The sequence below is a fragment of the Streptomyces sp. NPDC039480 genome, from assembly GCF_055597165.1.
Genome location: NZ_JBVITX010000011.1, coordinates 117,671 through 137,486 on the forward strand (window position 1 = coordinate 117,671; position 19,816 = coordinate 137,486).

19 protein-coding genes are annotated in these 19,816 nt (G+C 72.8%); 9 read left to right on the top strand and 10 right to left on the bottom strand.

Annotated features, from left to right (window positions below; genetic code table 11):
* Window positions 1–23: 23 nt before the first annotated feature.
* Genes ACZ56E_RS30360 through ACZ56E_RS30370 form a run of 3 tightly spaced genes read right to left on the bottom strand, consistent with a single transcriptional unit; the run spans window position 24 to window position 3,373 of the window.
* Complete coding sequence (locus ACZ56E_RS30360) at window positions 24–1,082, bottom strand: TolB family protein (protein WP_471218992.1); 1,059 nt, start codon at window positions 1,080–1,082, stop codon at window positions 24–26.
* Entirely contained in the window at window positions 1,066–2,391 is a 1,326-nt protein-coding gene (locus tag ACZ56E_RS30365) for an MFS transporter (protein ID WP_471218994.1), read from the bottom strand. The genes ACZ56E_RS30360 and ACZ56E_RS30365 overlap by 17 nt, the downstream gene beginning before the upstream one ends.
* 10 nt (window positions 2,392–2,401) lie before the next feature.
* Window positions 2,402–3,373, bottom strand: a complete 972-nt coding sequence (locus ACZ56E_RS30370; RefSeq protein WP_471218996.1) for a metallophosphoesterase family protein — start codon at window positions 3,371–3,373, stop codon at window positions 2,402–2,404.
* Window positions 3,374–3,578: 205 nt separating this feature from the next.
* Between ACZ56E_RS30370 and ACZ56E_RS30375 the strand changes: the two genes are divergently transcribed.
* Window positions 3,579–6,662, top strand: a complete 3,084-nt coding sequence (locus ACZ56E_RS30375) for a DEAD/DEAH box helicase (protein ID WP_471219341.1) — start codon at window positions 3,579–3,581, stop codon at window positions 6,660–6,662.
* The gene (locus ACZ56E_RS30380) at window positions 6,659–8,134 is read left to right on the top strand and encodes an SWIM zinc finger family protein (protein ID WP_471218998.1); all 1,476 of its coding nucleotides are present in this window, start codon (window positions 6,659–6,661) and stop codon (window positions 8,132–8,134) included. The genes ACZ56E_RS30375 and ACZ56E_RS30380 overlap by 4 nt, the downstream gene beginning before the upstream one ends.
* A 46-nt stretch (window positions 8,135–8,180) precedes the next feature.
* Here ACZ56E_RS30380 and ACZ56E_RS30385 read toward each other — a convergent pair whose 3' ends face one another.
* The gene (locus ACZ56E_RS30385; RefSeq protein WP_471219000.1) at window positions 8,181–8,783 is read right to left on the bottom strand and encodes an EF-Tu C-terminal domain-related protein; all 603 of its coding nucleotides are present in this window, start codon (window positions 8,781–8,783) and stop codon (window positions 8,181–8,183) included.
* 135 nt (window positions 8,784–8,918) lie between these two features.
* Here ACZ56E_RS30385 and ACZ56E_RS30390 point away from each other — a divergent pair, with 135 nt between their 5' ends.
* On the top strand, window positions 8,919–9,962 hold the full coding sequence (locus ACZ56E_RS30390) for a hypothetical protein (RefSeq protein WP_471219002.1): 1,044 nt from the start codon (window positions 8,919–8,921) through the stop codon (window positions 9,960–9,962).
* A 110-nt stretch (window positions 9,963–10,072) separates the two neighbouring features.
* Here the strand turns inward: ACZ56E_RS30390 and ACZ56E_RS30395 are convergent, their stop codons facing one another.
* Window positions 10,073–10,657: a DUF4291 domain-containing protein gene (locus tag ACZ56E_RS30395; protein WP_471219003.1), complete on the bottom strand. Its 585-nt coding sequence runs from the start codon at window positions 10,655–10,657 to the stop codon at window positions 10,073–10,075.
* A gap of 112 nt (window positions 10,658–10,769) precedes the next feature.
* Between ACZ56E_RS30395 and ACZ56E_RS30400 the strand changes: the two genes are divergently transcribed.
* Window positions 10,770–11,204 (top strand): hypothetical protein, encoded by a 435-nt coding sequence (locus tag ACZ56E_RS30400; protein ID WP_471219005.1) that lies wholly within the window; start codon window positions 10,770–10,772, stop codon window positions 11,202–11,204.
* A 122-nt stretch (window positions 11,205–11,326) separates the two neighbouring features.
* Here the strand turns inward: ACZ56E_RS30400 and ACZ56E_RS30405 are convergent, their stop codons facing one another.
* The 3 genes from ACZ56E_RS30405 to ACZ56E_RS30415 form a co-directional block, all read right to left on the bottom strand.
* Entirely contained in the window at window positions 11,327–11,818 is a 492-nt protein-coding gene (locus ACZ56E_RS30405; RefSeq protein ID WP_471219007.1) for a DUF3574 domain-containing protein, read from the bottom strand.
* Window positions 11,819–11,974: 156 nt separating this feature from the next.
* Window positions 11,975–12,583, bottom strand: coding sequence for a 2'-5' RNA ligase family protein (locus ACZ56E_RS30410; RefSeq protein WP_471219009.1), 609 nt, complete (start codon window positions 12,581–12,583; stop codon window positions 11,975–11,977).
* A 308-nt stretch (window positions 12,584–12,891) separates the two neighbouring features.
* On the bottom strand, window positions 12,892–13,434 hold the full coding sequence (locus tag ACZ56E_RS30415; protein ID WP_471219011.1) for a nitrobindin family protein: 543 nt from the start codon (window positions 13,432–13,434) through the stop codon (window positions 12,892–12,894).
* Window positions 13,435–13,663: 229 nt separating this feature from the next.
* Between ACZ56E_RS30415 and ACZ56E_RS30420 the strand changes: the two genes are divergently transcribed.
* Entirely contained in the window at window positions 13,664–14,746 is a 1,083-nt protein-coding gene (locus ACZ56E_RS30420) for a phosphatidylinositol-specific phospholipase C domain-containing protein (protein WP_471219015.1), read from the top strand.
* A gap of 535 nt (window positions 14,747–15,281) precedes the next feature.
* Here ACZ56E_RS30420 and ACZ56E_RS30425 read toward each other — a convergent pair.
* Window positions 15,282–16,247, bottom strand: a complete 966-nt coding sequence (locus ACZ56E_RS30425) for an endonuclease/exonuclease/phosphatase family protein (RefSeq protein ID WP_471219017.1) — start codon at window positions 16,245–16,247, stop codon at window positions 15,282–15,284.
* A 120-nt stretch (window positions 16,248–16,367) separates the two neighbouring features.
* Between ACZ56E_RS30425 and ACZ56E_RS30430 the strand changes: the two genes are divergently transcribed.
* From ACZ56E_RS30430 to ACZ56E_RS30445, 4 genes are all read left to right on the top strand, one after another.
* Window positions 16,368–17,861 carry an amidohydrolase gene (locus ACZ56E_RS30430; protein ID WP_471219019.1) on the top strand — a complete coding sequence of 498 codons (1,494 nt, stop codon included), beginning with the start codon at window positions 16,368–16,370 and terminating at the stop codon, window positions 17,859–17,861.
* Between the two features lie 96 nt (window positions 17,862–17,957).
* Window positions 17,958–18,641 carry a DUF899 domain-containing protein gene (locus ACZ56E_RS30435; RefSeq protein WP_471219021.1) on the top strand — a complete coding sequence of 228 codons (684 nt, stop codon included), beginning with the start codon at window positions 17,958–17,960 and terminating at the stop codon, window positions 18,639–18,641.
* A gap of 189 nt (window positions 18,642–18,830) precedes the next feature.
* A complete protein-coding gene (locus tag ACZ56E_RS30440) occupies window positions 18,831–19,019 on the top strand; it encodes a hypothetical protein (RefSeq protein WP_471219344.1) in 189 nt (62 codons plus the stop codon).
* The gene (locus tag ACZ56E_RS30445; RefSeq protein ID WP_471219023.1) at window positions 19,016–19,291 is read left to right on the top strand and encodes a transketolase C-terminal domain-containing protein; all 276 of its coding nucleotides are present in this window, start codon (window positions 19,016–19,018) and stop codon (window positions 19,289–19,291) included. Before ACZ56E_RS30440 ends, ACZ56E_RS30445 begins: the two co-directional genes overlap by 4 nt.
* Here ACZ56E_RS30445 and ACZ56E_RS30450 read toward each other — a convergent pair.
* On the bottom strand, window positions 19,281–19,709 hold the full coding sequence (locus ACZ56E_RS30450) for a hypothetical protein (RefSeq protein ID WP_468610047.1): 429 nt from the start codon (window positions 19,707–19,709) through the stop codon (window positions 19,281–19,283). The genes ACZ56E_RS30445 and ACZ56E_RS30450 overlap by 11 nt on opposite strands.
* Window positions 19,710–19,816: the final 107 nt, after the last annotated feature.

Sequence of the window (19,816 nt, forward strand, 5' to 3'; positions counted from 1 at the left end):
TCCCCACCCCCGCCCCCCTGGCCTCAGCGCACCGCCGCCGGTGAACTCCCGCCCCGTACAAGGAGCGTGGGCTTGCCCGAGCCGTCCGCCGGGGTCGACCAGATGTCCTGCTTGCGGCCGTCCTCGCCCGGCAGGGCATACGCGAGGGTGCCGTCGTCCAGCCAGGCTGCCTGGTCGTCGACGTTGCGCCGCTCGGCGAGGGGGCGTTCGCGCATCGTCCGGAGGTCGAGGACGTACAGCCGCCAGGGGTCCCGGGTCCCCTTCCGCACCCGCTTCTTGAAGGCGACGCGGGTGTTGTCGGGGGAGAGCGAGGGGCATTCGACGTTCGAACGCAGGGCGGTCGCCGCCCACTTCTTCATGTCGCCGCGCACGAGGTACGTCCTGCCCTTGGTCGAGACGGTCGCGTAGAAGATGTTGTCGTCCCTGGTGAAGGTGACGCCCCAGTAGTTGACGTCGGGGGAGTGGTAGCGGCGGCCGTCGAGGGTGAGGGGGATCTCCTCCATGTTCTTGATCAGATAGCCGGTGCGGGTGTCCAGGATCGAGGTGCGGGTCGAGAAGGACGAGCCCGCGTAGGAGTCGCCGGTGGCGAACATCGTCCAGGACAGCATGCGGCCCGACGCCGAGACGCGGGCCCGGTTGGGTATCCCGGTGAGTGCGATACGGCGCTTCTCGCGGAGCTCGGCGTCGAGGACGACGGCGTACGACTTGGGCGGGATCCCGGCGCGGCGCTGGAGGCACAGGCCGGTGCCCGCTGCGGCGTAGAAGCGCTCGCAGGAGGGGCCGCCGGTGGTGCGGGCGGCGTCCGGAACGGCCTTGTCTGGCACGGGGATCCGGGCGACCCGGCCCGCGCCCGCCTCCGTACTGCGGAAGTAGAGGTTCCCCCGGTCGAGGCCGAACTCCGACGTGGCGTCGGCCGACTGGGCGTCCTGCGCCGCGTGCACGGTGTAGGAGACAGCGACACCCGCGAGCACGGCGGCGGCCGCGGTGACGGCCACGACGCGGGAGCGGAAGGAACGGAACGCACCGGTGGCGCCGGTGGCTCGGGCGGCTTGGGTGGCGTCGGTGTCAGGAGGCGAGGTCATGGGAGCCTTTCGGAGGGCGGAGCAGGGCGGCCGCCCCGGCGAGCGCCCCGGTCAGTGCGAGTGCCGCGCAGGTCAGCGCGGTCCCCACGCCCCACAGCGTCCACGCCGCGCCGAAGCCGGCCGCGGCGACGAGCCGGGCCAGCGCCTGCCCGGTCTGGAGGACGGCCATGCCGCTGGCCCGCCGCTCCTGGGCGACGACGGGTGCGACGAGGGCCATCAGGACGCCGTCGGTGGCCGCGTAGAAGACACCGATCAGCAGCAGTACGCCGATGAGCAGGGGCCGGCCGTCGGTGGGGGAGAGCAGCAGGACGTAGCCGCCGAGCAGCGCCACGTGCCCCGCGAGGAACGGCACGCGGCGCCCGGTGCGGTCGGCGAGCCGCCCGGCCGGCACGGCGAGCAGCAGGTACACGGCGGCGGAGCCCAGCGGCAGGAGCGGGAACCACGAGACCGCGAAGTCCAGCCGCCGCTGGAGGAGGAGGTAGAGGAACGCGTCGCCGATGGTGGCCGCGCCGAGCAGCGCGGCGGCGAGGAGGACGCGCCGGAAGGCGGGCACGCGGAGCAGGTCCAGCGCTTTGGCGCGCCGCACGCGGGAACCGGCCGCGGGCTTCCCCGGCACCGGCTTCACCGGCACCGGCCTCACCGGCACCGGCCTCACCGGTACTGGCTTCATCGCGGTCTGCGCTTGGTGGCCCGGCACGAACGCGATCAGCATCAGCACCCCGAGCAGCCCGAAGCAGAAGCTGACCACGAACACGGCGTCGTACGCGTCCGCGGTCGCCCACAGCAGCGCGAACGCGGCGAGCGGCCCGAGCAGCGCGCCCGTCGTGTCCATCGCCCGGTGCACGCCGAAGGCGCGGCCCAATGTGTCGGGCGGGCTGCTCAGCGAGATGAGCGCGTCGCGCGGCGCGGTGCGCACGCCCTTGCCGATGCGGTCGGCGGCGAGCGCCGCGCCGATCCCGGCGGTGGCGCCGCCCGCGAGCAGCAGCCCGAGCCGGGACAGCGCGGAGAGTGCGTAGCCGCCGCCCGCCACCAGCTTGTGGCGCCCGCCGCGGTCGGCGGCGTATCCGCCGGCCAGCCGCACGAGGGCCGTGACTCCGTTGTAGAGCCCGTCGAGGAAACCGAACTGGAGAGGCGAGAGGCCGAGTTGGAGGACGAAGTAGAGCGGCAGGACGGCGGTGACCATCTCCGAGGAGATGTCCGTGACCAGGCTGACCGCGCCGAGCGCGAGGACGGGGCCGGCGACGCGGCCGCGCCGGGCCCCGGACTTCTCCGAGGCCTTGGCGACCGCGTCGGTGGAGGCGAGGTACATGGCGCTCGTCTCAGCGGCAGGTGTAGGACGGGCTGGTGTCCTTCGTCGAGCCGTCCGTGGCGACGAGGTTCCAGGAGAACCCGTTGTCGGTGAAGTTCAGCTTGACGACGCCGAAGGTCTTGGTGATCCGCTTCTGGCTGTTGGGCTGGACCTCCTCGATGTCGTACGGGTTGGCGCCGCCCATGCCGCCGAGCAGTTCGACGATGCCGTTGGCGTCCGCCTTGCCGTCGGCGTTCTGCGGGGCGAACCGCTCGTAGTGGTGGTCGTGGCCGTTCATGACGAGCTCGGCCTTGTTCTCCTGGAGCAGCTTCCAGACCGGGCGGCTCACCGGGTCGTTGCCGTGCCCTCCGGAGGAGAAGAGGGGGTGGTGCCAGTACGCGGCCACACACTTCTTGGAGTTGGCGGCGAGGTCGTCCTTGAGCCAGTCGATCTGCTCGTCGTTGTCGAAACTGTTGGAGTCGAGGGCGATGAAGTGCCAGTTGCCCTGGTCGAAGCTGTAGTAGCTCTTGCCGTCGGGGTAGGCGACGGAACCGAAGTAGGACTTGTAGCCGGCGAGCGCGCCCGCCGGGTCGTAGGTCTCGTGGTTGCCGGGGACGGGGCGGGTCTTGCTCTTGAAGGCGCCCCAGGACTTGTCGTAGTAGTTCTTGAAGTCCTTCAGACGCGCGTCGTCGTACTGGTTGTCGCCCATGGTCATGACGAAGGCCGGGTTGATCTGCTTGACCAGGGCCGCGGTCTTGGGGTGCTTGCAGCTGCTGCTGCTCGCGGTGCACTGTTCGGCGATGTCACCCGCGGCGACCGCCGTGAAGGCGCCCGCCCTCGGTGCGGCGGCGGGGGAGGCGCCGGCCTCTTCGGCGGGCGACCAGAGCAGCACGCCGCCGACGAGGGCGAGCGAGGCGCCGGCGGCGATGGGAATGCCCCAACGGGCCGTCTGTGTCCGGGTGTTGGGCGTGCGGGGGTTCTTGACGCGGGGGGTGGGCGGCATGTCCGTCTCCTCGGTTGGCGTGGGGGTGCCGGGCCGTCCCGGGGAATCCTGGCGATGCGGCATGTGCGCGTCAATGACTCCGGTCGATAATTGTTAGGAAAGTTTCCTTCCAGCGGGGAGGGGTGCGTTGTCAGTGGCCTCGCCTAGGGTGGCGAGCACGGGTGACAGGTGGCGTGAGCAGGGGCTGAGTGAGGCGGCGGTGGCGATGACGGCGGAGGCGGTGTCGGCGGAGGGCCACGCCTTGCGGCGCGCCCTTCTCGCGCGCTCCTGCGCCGCCGTCTTCCTGCCGGCCGAGGTGCCCCGGGAGGGCCGGCTCGCCTTCTGGCGACCGGACGGGGGTGAGCTTCCGGGCGAGGTGGCGTCAGTCGCCGCCGGGGCCGGGGGAGGCCTGAGGGGTGAGGCCGCTGGGTCCGGGGGAGGACCGTCGGGCGTGGCGGCCAGGCTCGGGGCGGAGCTGCCCGCCGGCGAGGCCGCGGGGGCCGTGGGAGAGCTGACGGGCGGGGCCGCCGTGCCCGAAGACGTATGGGAGGACGGGCTGTGCGGCGTCACGCGGGGGGAGCTTGTCGTCGCGCGTAAGCACGGCAAGGGGGCCCGTGCCCGTACCGTCCCCGCCCTGTTCCTGCCCGTCGCCGACGCCGTCTCGCTGCTGCTGCGCGCCGAGCGCCCGCACCCCGCCGCGGCCTGCTGGGCCACCGCCGCACGGCACGCGCTGCACCTGGCCGCGCGGGGCAGGCTGCTGCCCGGCCTGACCGCCGGGGACATGGACGCGTGGCGGGCGGGCCCGATGGACGAGGCCGACGTCGCGCACCTGCGCGCCATCGCCGCGGCGCTGCCCGCCGAGGCGCACGCGGCGCCGCTCGCGGGACCCGGGCCGCTGCGGCTGCCGCAGCCGTTCGCCCTGGTCAGAGCCTTCGTGGACGCGGTGGTCGACGCCCTGCCGCGCACCCCCGCGGCTCCGCACGCGGTCGGTGCGCCCTTCGCTGCGCGCGAGCCGCAGCGCCTGTCGGGCGCGCGGGAGTGGGCCGCCGAGGTCGCCGCGGGCATGGACGCCGGGGTGCGGGTCTCGCTCCGCCTCGACCTGCGGGCGCACGAGGTGTTCGACGGGGGCGAGTACTCCAGGGACGGGACGGAAGACACCGAGGACGGGTCGGGCGGCTCCCCGGCCGCCGCCGTCGTCCAGGTCCACAGCCTCGCCGACCCGGCGCTCGTGACGGACGTCCCCGGTCTCTGGGCGGGCACCGACCACTTCGGCCCGCGCGCCCGCGTCGACACCCTGCTCGCGCTGCGCCGCGCGGCCCGCGTATGGCCGCCGCTCGGCAGACTCCTGGAGCGGCCGCGCCCCGACGTGCTCCCGCTGAGCGACGAGGAGTTGTACGACCTCCTGGGCGCGGCCGCCGGCCGGCTCGCCGCGGCCGGCGTGGCCGTCCACTGGCCGAGGGAGCTCACCCGCGGCCTCACCGCCACCGCCGTGGTCCGCCCGGCCCCCGGCACCGCCGCAGACAACTTCGACTTCTTCAAGACCGAGAAGCTCCTCGAATTCCGCTGGCAGGTGGCGTTCGGCGACCAGGAGGAGCCGCTGACCGACGCGGAGCTCGACGTACTGGCGGAGGCGCACCGCCCCGTCGTCCGCCTCCGCGACCAGTGGGTCCTCGTCGACCCCGACATGGTCCGCAAGGCGCGCAAGCGGGACCTCGGCCTGCTCGACCCGGTCGACGCCCTGTCCGTCGCGCTCACCGGCACGGCCGAAGTGGACGGCGAGCGCGTGCCCGCCGTGCCCCTCGGCGCGCTGGCCCGGCTGCGCGAGCGCGTGACGGGCGACCTCGACGCGCTCGCCCAGCCCCCGGGCCTGCACGCCACCCTCCGGGACTACCAACTCCGCGGTCTGGCCTGGCTCGACCGCATGACCTCCCTGGGCCTCGGCGGCTGCCTCGCCGACGACATGGGCCTCGGCAAGACGATCACGCTCATCGCCCTGCACCTGCACCGAAGGCACCCCGCGCCGACCCTCGTCGTCTGCCCCGCGTCGCTGCTCGGCAACTGGCAGCGGGAGATCGAGCGGTTCGCGCCCGGCGTGCCGGTGCGCCGCTTCCACGGGACGGGCCGCACCCTCGCCGGCCTGGACACCGACGGCGGCTTCGTCCTCACCACGTACGGGACGATGCGCACGAGCGCGCCCGAGCTGGCCGAGCAGGCCTGGGGCCTGGTCGTCGCGGACGAGGCGCAGCACGTCAAGAACCCGCACGCGGCGACGGCGAAGGCCCTGCGCACGATCCCCGCACAGGCCAGGGTCGCGCTCACCGGCACCCCCGTGGAGAACAACCTCTCCGAGCTCTGGGCGCTCCTCGACTGGACGACACCGGGGCTGCTCGGCCCCCTGAAGGCGTTCCGCGCCCGCCACGCGCGCCTCGTGGAGGGCGGCGACCCCTCCGGGACCGGTGCGAACGACGAGGCACTGGAGCGCCTGGCCCGGCTGGTCCGCCCCTTCCTCCTGCGCCGCAAGAAGTCCGACCCGGGCATCGCCCCGGAGCTGCCCCCGAAGACGGAGACCGACCACCCGGTCACCCTCACCCGTGAGCAGACCTCGCTGTACGAGGCGGTGGTTCGCGAGACCATGGCCCGCATCGAGGCGTCGGACGGCATGGCGCGCCGCGGCCTGGTCATGAAGCTGCTGATGGCGCTCAAGCAGATCTGCAACCACCCCGCGCAGTATCTGAAGGACGGCATGCTCACGACGCGCACCGGCCGCCCCCGCTCGGGCAAGCTGGAGTTGCTCGACGAGCTCCTCGACACGATCCTCGCCGAGTCGGAGAGCGCGGGCGCGGTCCTGATCTTCACGCAGTACGTCCAGATGGCCCGCCTCCTCGAAGCACACCTGACCGCCCGCGGCGTCCCCACCCAACTCCTGCACGGCGGCACCCCGGTCGCGCGCCGCGAGGAGATGGTGGACCGCTTCCAGTCCGGCGAGGTCCCCGTCTTCCTGCTCTCCCTGAAGGCGGCGGGCACGGGCCTCAACCTCACCCGGGCGGGCCACGTGATCCACTACGACCGCTGGTGGAACCCGGCGGTGGAGGAGCAGGCCACCGACCGCGCGTACCGCATCGGCCAGACCCAGCCGGTCCAGGTCCACCGCCTGGTCACCGAGGGCACGGTCGAGGACCGCATCGCCGAACTCCTCGCGGCGAAGCAGGCGTTGGCGGACGCGGTGCTCGGCGACGGCGGCGAGGCGGCCCTCACGGAACTGTCCGACGCGGACCTCGCGGACCTCGTGGCGCTGAGGAGGACGGCATGAAGCCGCGCAGCGGGCCGGCAGGACACGGCGGCGGTCTGGGCAGGGCCAGCGGAATGAGCGAGACGAGCCGCATGGGCAGCGGCCGCGTCTTCCCCGCCCTGCCCCCGAACCCCGACCCCGGCGCCCCCTTCGCCACCTCCTGGTGGGGCAACGCGTGGCTCGACGCATTGGAGGGCAGCGCCCTGGACCAGGCCCGCCTGACCCGCGGCCGGGCGTACGCACGGGAGGGCGCGGTCGACACCATCACCGTCGCCCCGGGCCGCATCGTCGCGTACGTCCACGGCAGCCGCCCCCGCCCGTACCGCGCGGAGATCCGCCTGCGGACGATGCTGCCCGAGCACTGGGACCGCTTCCTCGACGCCGTGGCGACCGACCCCGCGCGCATCGCGGCGCTGCTCGACAAGGAGATGCCGCACGCCCTGGCCGACGCGGCGGTCCGCTCGGACGTCCCCCTGCTCCCCGGCGCCCGCGAGCTGGCCCCCTCCTGCACCTGCCCGGACCGGGGCCACCCCTGCAAGCACGCGGCCGCCCTCGCCTACCAGACGGCCCGCCTCCTGGACGCGGACCCCTTCGTGCTCCTGCTCCTGCGCGGCGGCGAGGAACAGGACCTCCTGGACGAACTGTCGCGCAGGAACAAGCGGTTGTCAGCGTCGGAACAACACGAGCCGGCCCCCCACCAGCATCCCGAACCCCACACACCCGCGCCTACCCCGGGCCAGCCCTCCCCGAGCCAGCCCACCCCCGGCCAGCCCACCCCGGGCAAGACCACCCCCGACCCCACCCTCCCCACTCTCCCCACCGTCCCCAACCGCCCCGCCCTCCCCAGCCGCTCCACGCCCCCGAGCGTCCTGGCGCGAGAGGCCCTGGCCACGGAGTACCGCTCTCCGCTCCCGGCCCCGCTCGCACCACCGGTACACGCGGGCGACCCCCCGGTCCTCCCGTCCCTGCCCGGCGCGCCGGACCCGACGGCGCTGGAGTTCCTGGTGACGGACGCGGCGGCCCGCGCCCACGCGTTCCTCACGACGGGCAAGGACCCCTTCGCGGCCGTCTCCCCCTGGCACGACGCGGTCCGCCTGGCCGCCTCGCACCCCGGCCTCACCGGCCGCCGCACCTTCAGCCGCCAATTCGCCGAACTGGCCAGGTCGGTGGGGCGCACCCCCGCGGAGCTCTCCCGGGCGGCGGCGGCCTGGCGCCAGGGCGGCGAGGAGGGCCTGACGGTCCTCGAATCCCCCTGGGACCCCCCGGCGGGCCCCTTCGACCGCGCCCGCGGCGCGCTGACCGCGGCGGATCTCCCCCGCATGACGATCCACCACAACCACCTCACGAACCCCGAGGGCACCCTCCAGCTCCGCTACGGCCACGACGGCCGCTGGTACCCCTACCGAAGCGAGCCGGGCGCGGACGACTGGTGGCCGGAGGGGGAGGCGGACGTGGATCCGGTGGGCGCGGTGGCGGGAGTGGTGGGGGACTGACGGTCCCGCTCGGCCCTGAGGACCAGGACCAGGCCCCTACGCCGACTCAACGCGGGAGTTGCCTCACGGTGCCGGAGCCGACGGCACGACCGTGGTGACGGAGTGCGAAGGACTGGCCTTCCTCCAGCGCGACCGGTTCTTCGAGCACCACTGTCACCTCGGCTCCGTGAAGCGGCCGGACCACGTCGGCGCCTTCGGGCAGTGTGACGGTGCCCCATACGGCGGCAGTGCGGAGGTGGAAACGGAGACGATCACCCGAGACGACATCCGCAGCGCCCTGTTCCTCGGACAGCAGGTTGATGTCGGCGGTGAAGCCGGTATGGGCGCTGACCGTCCCTGGTGCCGCGAGCACCTGCCCCCGCTCGACGGCGTCCGCAGCAATGCCACGCAGCAGCACCCCCACGTTCATCTCTGCCCTCGCTTCCCCGATGGACATGTGGTGCTGCTCGATGTCGACGACATGAGCGGTCGCGCTACCACCCAGGCCGATAACTTCCACCGCGCAGCCCGTGCGCACCCGACCGCGTTCGACCCGGCCCGTCACCATGACCACCCGACCCTGTTGCCGGCAAAAGACGTCTTCCACGGACATCAGGAACGGCTTCTCCACGACCACGCCCGTCACTGACTCACCTGAAGATCCGCTCATGAGTACCCATACTCCCTTGTGACCGCGTGCGGTAGCCACGAACGGGCTTCCAGAGGCCGACAACGCGCTGGCCGGCCACAGGCTTTGACCGGAGCGGGGTCATGGGAAAGTCGTCTGTCGATCAAAGGAGGCCATATGGTGCGGGTTCTGATCTCTCCGTCGTACGGGAGCACTGAGACACGGCGCCACTGGGCGGACACCGTTGACCGGGAAGTGGACTTCACGGCAGCGCGATATGAGCAGTCGCTCGCCCCGGTGCAGCAGGAGCAGTTGCAGATTCTCCACTCCGACGGCAAGGCTCGATTCTGGGGCGCGACGCCCGCCCACGACCGGAAGATGGCCGATGTCGCCACAGGTGATGTGGTGCTGTTCACCGGGCAGAACAGAGTGCGTGCGATCGGAGAAGTGGGGGTGATCTTCCGCAATCGAGCGTTCGCCGATCTCTTGTGGCCGCCCCAGAACGGTGGAAAGAGCTGGCACACCGTCTACACGCTGATGGACCTGGTCCCCGCGGACATCCCGTACGTGCAGTTGAACGCGTCCATCGGTTACAAGGCGGCGCACAGTTTTCCAGGGCAGATGGTTCTGCGAGGCGACAAAGCGCAGGCGGTTCTCGAAGACTTCATGATCACTCCAGGAGCGGCATGGGAAGGCGGCTCTCCCCTCGCTCCCGCACCACCACCGCAGACGCCCCCGATACGGGACGGTGTGCGCATCGCGGCCATGGAGGAACTGCGTACACGTCGTGCGGGCTATGAGCGTGCCAGGCGGCTGGTCGTCGTCGATCGCCGCGAGGCCGAACTCGTCCGTGCATTCCGCCGGCACCTCGCCGCTGAGGGCCGGTCCGCCAAGCGCTTCTTCTGCCCTTCAGGGATCAGCGACATATACATCGAGGACGGTGCGGACACTGAAGTCATAGAGGCAAAGAGCGCATCGGGCCATCGCCATGTGCGCCAGGCGCTGGCACAACTCCTGGACTACGGGCCGCACAGCCCCATCCCTGCGCAGCGTCTGGCCGCGTTGTTTCCTGATGAGCCGGCAAGCCAGGATGTCGAGTTGCTGCACAGGTACGGCATCGACGTCATCCACCAGGTGGCTCATGAGGGCTTCCGGCGGTTGCCGGCGCCGAGTGAGCGGAGGTCTCTCATGCGGGAGATCTGGTCCGATGGGCGGACTTGAGGGTTCGGTGGCGCGACTTCGTGTTGAGCTCTGACGATCAGCCAGGACAGGGAGGTTCCTCCTCGACGTGGCCGGGTGCCGTCGGCCGCCGGCGTCGGTCGGCCGCGCCCTCAGGTGCGGAGATGTGACAGCAGGTCGTCCGCGGTCGGGTAGGGGCGTTCGGGTGGGAGGAGGGTCTCTGCCGTCGGCAGGTTTCCTTCGCGTACGTGGGTGTGGATTTCGTGGGCCAGGTCTGTGACGTCCGCGATTGAGACCGTCCACTCGTCCGCGTAGCGGCGGGATGCCTCGCCGGAGAGGCCCAGTTGGAGGGAGCGGTGGGGGAGGGGGTTGAGGTGGAGGTCGCGTTCCGGGTCCCATTGGACTCGGGCGGGGGCCTGGCGCAGGGCGCGTTTCCAGGTGGCCTGGTCGGGGTGGAGGCCACGGGCATAGTGGGACAGGCACGCGTTGCGCAACGCCCAGTCGAAGCCGTCGCGGGTGATCTCGATCGCCAGGACCGTCTCCTGGCCTTCCTTCGTGGCCCAGCCGCAGCGGTACATCATCCAGAGGAAGGACGGCTTGATCCACGTCATACGGTCCCGCTTCCAGGCGGCGGGAAAGCGTCCGGTGCGAGCCGCAGGGAGGCCGAGCTCCGGGGTGTACGCCTGGTAGACGGTGATGGTCGATTCGGTGTGCAGGGCGCGGATCTGGTGTTTCATGATCGACCAGCGTGCCCTCGGCGGCGGCGGACCGCCAGTGAATTGTCGGTGCCGCGCGCTACCGTAAAAGCTCGTGTAGCTCGTGTATCTCGTGTACGGAGGAGGGGGTCCGGTGGACGCTGAGTTGACGGCGCTGGCGGCGGCGGGGGCGACGGCGCTCGTGCAGCAGATGGTGACCGAGGGCTGGGCCCAGGCGCGGGGCCGGGTCGCCCGGTTCTTCGCGCGGGGCAGCGGTGACGAGGACGCCCTAGCGGGGGAGCTGGAAGAGGCGCGGATCGAAGTCGTCGCCGCGCGGGGCGCGGAGGACGAGGAGACCGCGGCCGACGTGCAGGCGGAGTGGCGTTCCCGGCTCCGCCGCAGGCTCGCGGCGGACCCCGAGGCCGCCGCCGAACTGCGTGCCCTGCTCGCGGAGTTGACCCCGGATGCCGACGCGCGGGCACAGCCCGTCAGTATCACGAACAACACCATCAGCGGCGGCGTGCTGTATGGCACGGCGATCCAGGCGGGGACCATCGGTACGCAGAACATCCACGGCGGCAATCAGTGATGCGGTGGCAACATCCGGGGCGGCCATTGGGGCTGATGCGGCGGCGATAGCGGTAGCGGTAGCGGTAGCGGTAGTGGTAGCGGTTCTCGTCCGACCGTCCGCCACCGCCGCCCGTGCTCCGGCTAGAAGTCGACCCGCGTCCGCTCGTCGAGCCGCGCCACCGAGTCCTGCGCGAACGCCTTCTCGTAGTCGCTGCGGATCTCTTCGATCTGGGTGTCCCGCTTGCGCGCCTCGGTCGTCGGGTACAGCAGGATCAGTTCGTACGAACGCTCCCGCTCGATCCTGCCGTTGGAGTCGCGCCACTGCCCGCGCCCGTCCTGGATGGTCAGTCCGTCGGGGAAGCCCGGCGTGACCTCCTTGTCGATGAAGGCCATGAACTGCTTGTCGGTCACCGCGGGTCCGCCGTCGGGCCGTTCCGTGCCGAAGAAGAGCCGCGTCTCGGTGAACGGCTTGCCGCGGGCGACGGTCGACGTGGCGGCCGGGCCTGCGGAGCCCGCCGGGCTGTCGTCCTCCAGCGAGGCGTACGCGGCGGGAGCGCCGACGGCCAGCACGGTGGTGGCAGCGGCGGCCACGGCGAGCCGGGTGCCGGAGACGCGGGGGAAGGTGAGGGCCACAGGGCGTTCCTTTTCAGAGGAGTTCCGCGGAGGGGCGGTCCGTAACGGCGGCAAACCGTAGCGGACCTCCGTGCCTCCGGTGCCCTTGGAGCCGGGGACATCCGGCGATATGGCCTGATTGGCTCCCACCGATTTCATGCTCGCGTGGCACGCCCGTCACAGAGCCCCGACTTCGCCCCCGCCCAGCCGGTACGTCGTGAGGTCCCGCCAGCCCTTGCCCGGCCCGTCCGTCACGATCAGGTGGACGGTGTCCACGCGGCTGACGATCGGCAGCGCCGGGGCGAGGGTCGTCTCCAGGGCGTCGTAGGCCGCCTCGTAAGTGGCCGGGCCCTCGTGGTTCGCGAGGGTGAGGTGGGGGGCCAGGGGTGGGGTGAAGATGCCGCGGTAGGGGACGGCTTCGGGCCAGCGGGTCGTGAGGGAGCGGGTGAGAGCGCGGACCGGGGTGTCGGGGGTCGGGGGGAGGTAGAGGACGCCGGGGTAGCGGCCGAATTCGCGGAACGTGAGGGTGAAGGGGGCGTGGGCGGCGAAGACGTCCGCGAGGTCCCGGTGGGTGGACGCGGTGAAGCGGGACTCGTTGAGGAACGGGTAGAGCACCGTGACGTGCGCCGGGAAGCCGGCCCTCACGAGGGGGTTCGCCTCGGGGATGCGGATGGTCAGGGCGGTGTCACCGGGAAGGTCCGGCCAGCCGCCCCGCTCCACTGCCCCCTCCGCCGTCCCGGTTCCGGCCCCGGTCCTGGTCCCGGTCTCCGTCTCGGCCTCAGTCACGGTCCCTGTCCCTGTCCCTGTCCCTGTCCCGGTTCCGGTTCCGGTCTCCGTCCCGGCCCCGGCCCCAGCCTCGGTCCTGGCCTCGGCCCTGGTCCCGGTCTCCGTGCCGGCCTCGGCCCCCGTCTCGGCCCCGGCCCCGGTCCCCGTCTCCGCGGCCCCGGCCCCGGTCCCCGTCTCCGCGGCCCCGGTTCCGGTCACCGTCCCGGCCCGCGCCCCCGTCCCGGCCCGAGTCCCCGTCCCTCTTCCCGTCGTCGCCCGTGCCCCCGTCCCCGGCCCCGCCGCCCCCACCCGTTCCCGTGTCTCAGTGCTCACCGCGCGCGGTGCAGGCGGGCCGAGAGGTGGTGTTGCAACGGCTGGCCCACGGCCGCGAGGTCATGGGTGAACGTGAGGGTGTCCTCGTCTGTCAGCGCGTAGCGACGACGCGTGGCCGTGACCTCTTTGGCGGTGGGAGTGAGCGCCACCTCGTGGGTGGAGAGGTCGACCGTGCCGTCGGCCGCGTGGCCCACCGAGATCTCCGCGATGCCGGTCGGCTGGGTGACCAGCGCCTCCACCCGGCCGTCGGGCTGCAGCCGCCACCAGCCGCTCTCCCGGGCCGCGGGGCGCAGCGGGGCGTCGTCGGCGTCGAGCAGCCACGCCCGTGCCTCGTAACGGAGGAAGGGCCGGCCATCGTGGCTGAAGGTGACCTCCTGCGCGTACGTGAAGTCCGCGGGGAGCGTCGGATACTCGCCGCGGCCCCGCCCGTGCCACGTGCCGAGGAGCCCGAGCACGGGCCCGAGCAGCGCGTGCGGCGCGGGCGCCTCGTCCGGGCGGCGGCTGTCGGGGTACGGGTGCTCCGGTGCGGGCTCGAACACGGTGGGGACTCCTGGGGGTGGCGGGGCGGGTGAGTGGGTGGGTGCCGGAGGGAAGCTTAGGGGGCGTGCCCTCCGGGCCAGGCACGTGCCGCGCCTTCCGGGAGGCACGTGCTCCGCCGCCGTAACCTGCCGTCTTCCCCTGCGTCACCCAATTCCCGTACGTTGCCCCGGACTTGCCGGGGCGTGGCGGGAGAGGCCCGCCCTTGCCGAGGCGTGGCGGGAGAGGGCGATGGGCGTGATGGTGCGCAAGGGTGTGGGCGGGCTGCTGGTGGGGGCCCTCGTGGGGTGGGGCGTGCTCGGCGGAGCCGGAGCCGGAGCCGGGGCCGGGGCCTCCGCGGGCCCCCGCGGCGCCGACGACCCCGCGCCGGGAACCCCCTACTCCGCCACCACCGGCGTCGGCGTCCACAACGCCTACGAGAAGGCGAAGTACCCGTACTTCGCCGACGCCCTCGACTCCGGTGCCGCGATGCTCGAACTCGACGTGTGGACCAACGCGTTCGGCGGCGGATGGCGGGTGTCGCACAACAACCCCGTCGGCAACGACAACAACTGCGAGAACGCCCAGAGCCCGGCCGAACTGCGCACCAAAGCGCGCAACCAGAGCCTCACGGGGTGCCTGAGGGACATGCGCAGCTGGCACGACGCACACCCCGGGCACCGGCCAATCCTCGTGAAGGTCGAGCTGAAGGACGGGTTCCAGGGCAGACGGGGACGCGGCCCCGCCGACCTGGACGCGCTCCTCACCGGCGTGCTCGGCGACGCCGTCTACCGCCCCGGACAGCTCGCCGCCGGACACGCCACCCTCGACGACGCCGTACGGGACAAGGGCTGGCCCGGCCGCGCCGAGCTCGCCGGCAAGTTCGTGGTCGAGCTGATCCCCGGCACCGTCGAGCGCGGCAACCCCGCCGACACCCTCTGGACCGACCGCGAGTACGCCACCCACCTGCGCGACCTCGCCGCCGCGGGACGCCTCGGCGACGCCGCCGCCTTCCCCGCCGTACTCGGCGCGGAAGCGGGCGATCCGCGCGGGCGGTACCAGGACGCGTCGCTCCGGCCGTGGTTCGTGCTGTTCGACGGGGACGCCTCCGCGTACGTCGGCGGCGCCATCGACACCCGCTGGTACGCCGACCGGCGCTACCTCGTCGTTATGACCGACGCCCACAACGTCGCCCCCGCCATCGACGGGACACACCCGACCGAAACCCAGGCCAAGGACCGGGTCGCGCTGCTCGCAGGAAAGCACGCAAGCATCGTCTCCGCCGACTGGTACCCGCTGCCCGGCGTCCTCTCGACGGTCCTCCCACGCGGCTGACCCCACCCGGGGCCGGGGGCGCCTGCGGCCCCGGCCCGCCTCCCCCTCAGGGCTGGATCCGAGATCCACACCGGCGCGTGGTCCGACCCGTTGGCGTCACTCCGTACCACTGGCTCGCCATCCGCCACCGGCAGGATGCGGCCGACCGTGCTCCCGCGCGGCTGACCCCACCCGGGGCCCGGGGCCCGCAGCCCCGGCACGCCTTCCCTCAGGGTTGGATCCGGGATCCACACCGGCGCGTGGTCCGACCCGTTGGCATCACTCCGTGCCACTGGATCGCCATCCGCCACCGGCAGGACGCGGCCGACCGTCCTCCCACGCGGCTGACCCCACCCGGGGCCGGGGCGCCCGCAGCCCCGGCACGCCTTCCCTCAGGGTTGGATCCGGGATCCACACCGGCGCGTGGTCCGACCCGTTGGCATCACTCCGTGCCACTGGATCGCCATCCGCCACCGGCAGGATGCGGCCGACCGTCCTCCCACGCGGCTGACCCCACCCGGGGCCGGGGCGCTCGCAGCCTCGGCCCGCCGCCCCCTCAGGGCTGGATCCGTATCCACACCGGCGCATGGTCCGACCCGGCCGCGCCCCTCCGTATCGCCGGATCACCGTCCTCCACCGACGGCAGCGCGCCCGCCACGGCGCCCTGCGCGCCCGTGTCCGCCGTCCGTACCTGGTCCAGTAGGGCGCGGCTCACCAGGACGTGGTCGATGAGCTCGCGGCGGCCGGCGTGGATGCGGGAGAAGCGCCGGTCGGGCGGGATCAGCGGGGCCACGTTCCACAGCCGCGCCGCGTCGCCCTTGTCCGGGCGGTCGAAGCCCGGCGTGCCGATCTCGGAGCCGGGCGGCCCGAGCAGGATCTGCGTCGTCGCAGCACCGACCTCGTCGTTGAGGTCCCCGAGCACGGCGACCCCGTGCTCGCGGCCGTCGCCATGCAGCAGCCGGTCGGCGAGCGCGCGCACCGCGGTCGCCTCGGCGGCGCGGCGGTGCAGGGCGTACGCCGCGTACCGCGCGCGCTCCCCCTCGTCCAGCGGCTGGAAGCGGCCCCCGGGATAGGACAGCAGCTTCGACTTGAGGTGGCACACCACCACGTCGAAGAAGAACGCGCGCGTCGACACCGTCACCGCGAGGAACCCGCGCCCGGCGCGCGACATCGTCCGGCCCGCATCATCGGTCTGCACCGGCCGCACCGGTTCCGGAAAGGCGTCCTCGTCGGCGACGACGGAGACCGGGAGGCTGCTGAGGAAGCCCACCCGGATGCCCCGGTCGTCCGCGCGCCGGGAGAGCGTGACGTGCCAGGTGCCCTCCAGCAGGCCCGCCAGATCCTCCAGGGCGGCCCGGTCGCCGACCTCCTGCACACCGAGGACGCTCGGCCCCAGCGCGGTGACCGTCGCCGCGAGCGACGCCAGCTTCGCCTCGTATGTCACCTTGTCCCTGGGGCCGAACCGGCCGAACTTCCCACCGGGACGGTAGAGGTTCTCCAGGTTCCACGTGCCGACGATCATGTCCGCCTCCCGTGCGGTCGGACTCGGTCCCCTCGGCCGGTCGGCGGGTGAAGCCAGCGTGCCCGCGAAACCGTCCCCGCGACAGGGCCGCCGGATGCGCACTCGCACTACCGTGAAGAGATGACGCCGCCTCCCGCGCCAGGCCCCGCCGACCTCACCCCCCACGGCCCCGCCGGACCCACCGGACCCGTCCCCCACGGCCCCGCCGGACCCACCGGATCCGCTCCCCACGGCCCCGCCGGCCCCGCTCCCCACACCCCCGCAGACCTCGTCATCACCGGCTGCACCGCACTGACCCACGACCCGCGCGGCGAGATCGTCTTCGTCGACGACGCCACCCTCGTCGTACGCGACGGACTCATCGCCTCCGTCACGGCGGGCGCCCCCGAGGCCGGTGTTCCCGCGGCGGCCGAGCACATCGACGGCCGCGGCGCCGTCGCCCTCCCCGGCCTCGTCAACTGCCACACGCACACACCGATGGTGGCCCTGCGCGGCCTCGCCGAGGACCTGCCGGCCCACGCGTGGTTCAACGACTGGATCTGGCCCGTCGAGTCCAACCTGACCGAGCGCGTCGTCGGGCTCGGCGCGCGGCTCGCCTGCGCCGAGCTGATCCGCGGTGGCGTCACCACCTTCGCCGACCACTACTTCGCGATGGACGAGGTGGCCGCCGCCACCGAGGAGAGCGGCCTGCGCGCCGTCCTCGGCCAGGCCTACTTCAGCTCGCAGGGTCCCGCGGGCCGCGCCGCCTCCCTCGACTTCGCGCTGCGGCAGCGCGGCGCCGCCGAAGGACGCATCACCACCTGCCTCGCCCCGCACGCCCCCTACACCGTCGAGGAACCCGACCTCGCCGCGACCGCCGAACTCGCCGCGGAACACGGCCTCCTCGTCCACATCCACGCCGCCGAGAACCGCGAGCAGACCGACAACAGCCTGGCCCGCCACGGCCGCACCCCCATCGAGGTCCTGGAGCGCGCCGGACTCCTCGACGTCGACCTCCTCCTCGCCCACGCCACCGGCCTCGACACCACCCGCGACCTGCCCGTCCTGCGCCGCGCCGCGGAACGCTCCGGCGGCCGCGTCGCCGTCGCCTCCGCGCCGCGCGGCTATCTCAAGTTCGGCTGGGACACCACGCCCGTACGGGCCCTGCGCGAGGCGGGCGTCCCGGTCGGCCTGGCCACGGACGGCGCCGCGTCCAACAACACCCTCGACGTGTGGGAGTCCATGACGCTGACCGCGCTCGTCCAGAAGTACGTGACACGGGACCCCGCCTGGCTCACCGCCCGCCAGGCCCTGGACCACGCGACCTTGCAGAGCGCGCGGGCCGTCGGGCTCGGCGACGAGATCGGCAGCCTCGGCGCGGGGCGGCGCGCCGACCTCGTCCTCGTCGACATGACCGGACCGCACACCCAGCCCGTGCACGACCTCGCGGCCACGCTCGTGCACAGCGCGCGCTCCGGCGACGTACTCACCACGATCGTGGCCGGCCGGGTCCTGATGCGCGACCGCGAGCTGCTGACCCTCGATGTGCCGCATTTGGTGGGGGAGTTGAGCGGCCTGCTGCCGGAACTCGTCGACCGGAGCCACGGAAAGCGGATCCAGGAGTACGAGGGATGACTCCTCGGAACTTCTTCGCCCGCGAGCGATGAGTTCCGCGAACCCCGCGGGTCCACCCTTCGCAGACGTACGCCCGAAGGGTGGAGGAGACACACCATGGGACTTCCGGACATCGTCACGCGCGAGGAGTGGCTCGCCGCGCGTGAGGAGCTGCTGGCCAAGGAGAAGGCGGCCACCCGCGCGCGAGACGCGCTCAACGCCGAGCGGCGCCGGCTGCCGATGGTCGAGGTCGACAAGGAGTACTACTTCGACGGCTCCGACGGGAAGGCGACACTGCTCGACCTCTTCGACGGCAAGGACCAGCTGATCGTCTACCACTTCATGTTCGACCCCGAGTGGGACGCCGGCTGCCGCAGCTGCTCCGGCTTCCTCGACCAGCTCGGACACCTCGCGCACCTGCGGGCCCGCTCCACGAACTTCGTCGCGGTGTCGCGCGCGCCGTTCACCAAACTCCTCACCTTCAAGGCCCGGATGGGCTGGACAGTGCCCTGGTTCTCGACGAACGGCGGCGACTTCAACCACGACTTCCAGGCGTGGTCCCCGGAGGAGCCGCACGACATCCCGGCCATCAACTGCTTCCTGCGGTACGGCGACCGCGTCTTCCACACGTACGCGACGTTCGCCCGTGGCCTGGACGGCCTCGGCTCCACCAGCAGCCTTCTGGACCTCACCGCGCTCGGCCGGCAGGAGGAGTGGGAGGAGCCCGCGGGGCGGGCCACGGTGTTCGGAGCCCCCGCGGGCAGCGCCCGGGTGCGGTACCACGACGAGTACGAGGACTGAGCCTCCCCGGGAGAAACCCGGGAGAACCCGGACGCGGACCCCGGGAGAACCCTGGAATCGCCCCCATTCCGTCTCAGTTGCGTCACGCCGCGCATCCGCGGGGCCGCCCCACGCGTTCTCCTCAGTACTGAGGTGCTGAAGTACAGAGTTCGCGGACGTGACGGAACGGCACGGGGGACAGGGATCATGATGAACGGACCAGTGGTGTTGGAGCGGTTCCCCGCGGGCGGACCGCGCGGATCGTGGCCCGCGGAGGAGTTCGCGCGGGCCCGCCGGCAGGAAGGAAAGCCCGCGGAGGTCGTGATGGACCTCGCGTCGGACGCCTTCCTGGTGATCGTGCGCGCGCCCGAGGAGGCCGGGGAGCTCGCCGCCGTGTGACCCGGGCCGGTGCAACCTCGGGACACCCGAAGTCCCCCGCGCGCACGGCCTCGACGGCCTGCGGGCCGCGCTGCGGCATGGCCGCCGACATCTCCGCGCTCGTCGCGCGCGAGGCGTTCGGCGCGCTGCGGGCCCCGCTCGGCACGGTCACCCCGCCGCACACACCGGTGCCCTTCAGCCCGCCCCTGGAAGACCTCTACACACCCGACGCGGCCCGCGTCACCGCCGCCGTCAAGTCCGCCCTGGAGTGGAAACCGGCGCTCAGGCGCTGAGCGCCCGCGACCAGCCCGGCGTGGTCCCCGTGACCCGGCACAGCGCCAGATACAGCGGGATCGGCGGGGTGTAGGGGACGTCGCCCGCGGGACGGTTGATCAGGACCGGCCGGCAGTCGGCGTCCCGCACCACCGCGCCCGCCGAGTAGGCGACCGGTGAGGGCCACTCCATGGCGACATCGGAGTCCGCGGGCACGATCCACCACCAGCGAGCCCCGTCCTCGTACACACATCCCACGCGGGGCAGCCTGGACATCAGCCGGGGCCCGAACACCGCGGGCACCGCCACCGCGTCGCAGCCGAGCGGCTCGGTCATCCCCTCGGGCAGATCGAGCCGCAGGGGTGGTGGTGTCGGTCTCCCGGTGCGCTGCCGCCGTCGCGACAGACGGACCAAGGTGTTCAGATCCAACGGCCGCACCGTACCCGCGCTCACATGCCCCCCGCCCGTGTCACTGCCACGCTCGTTCGATTCCCTCTTCGCGTGCGCCGGTCCGCGCACCCGCCGTTCTCCGTGCGCGCCGGTCC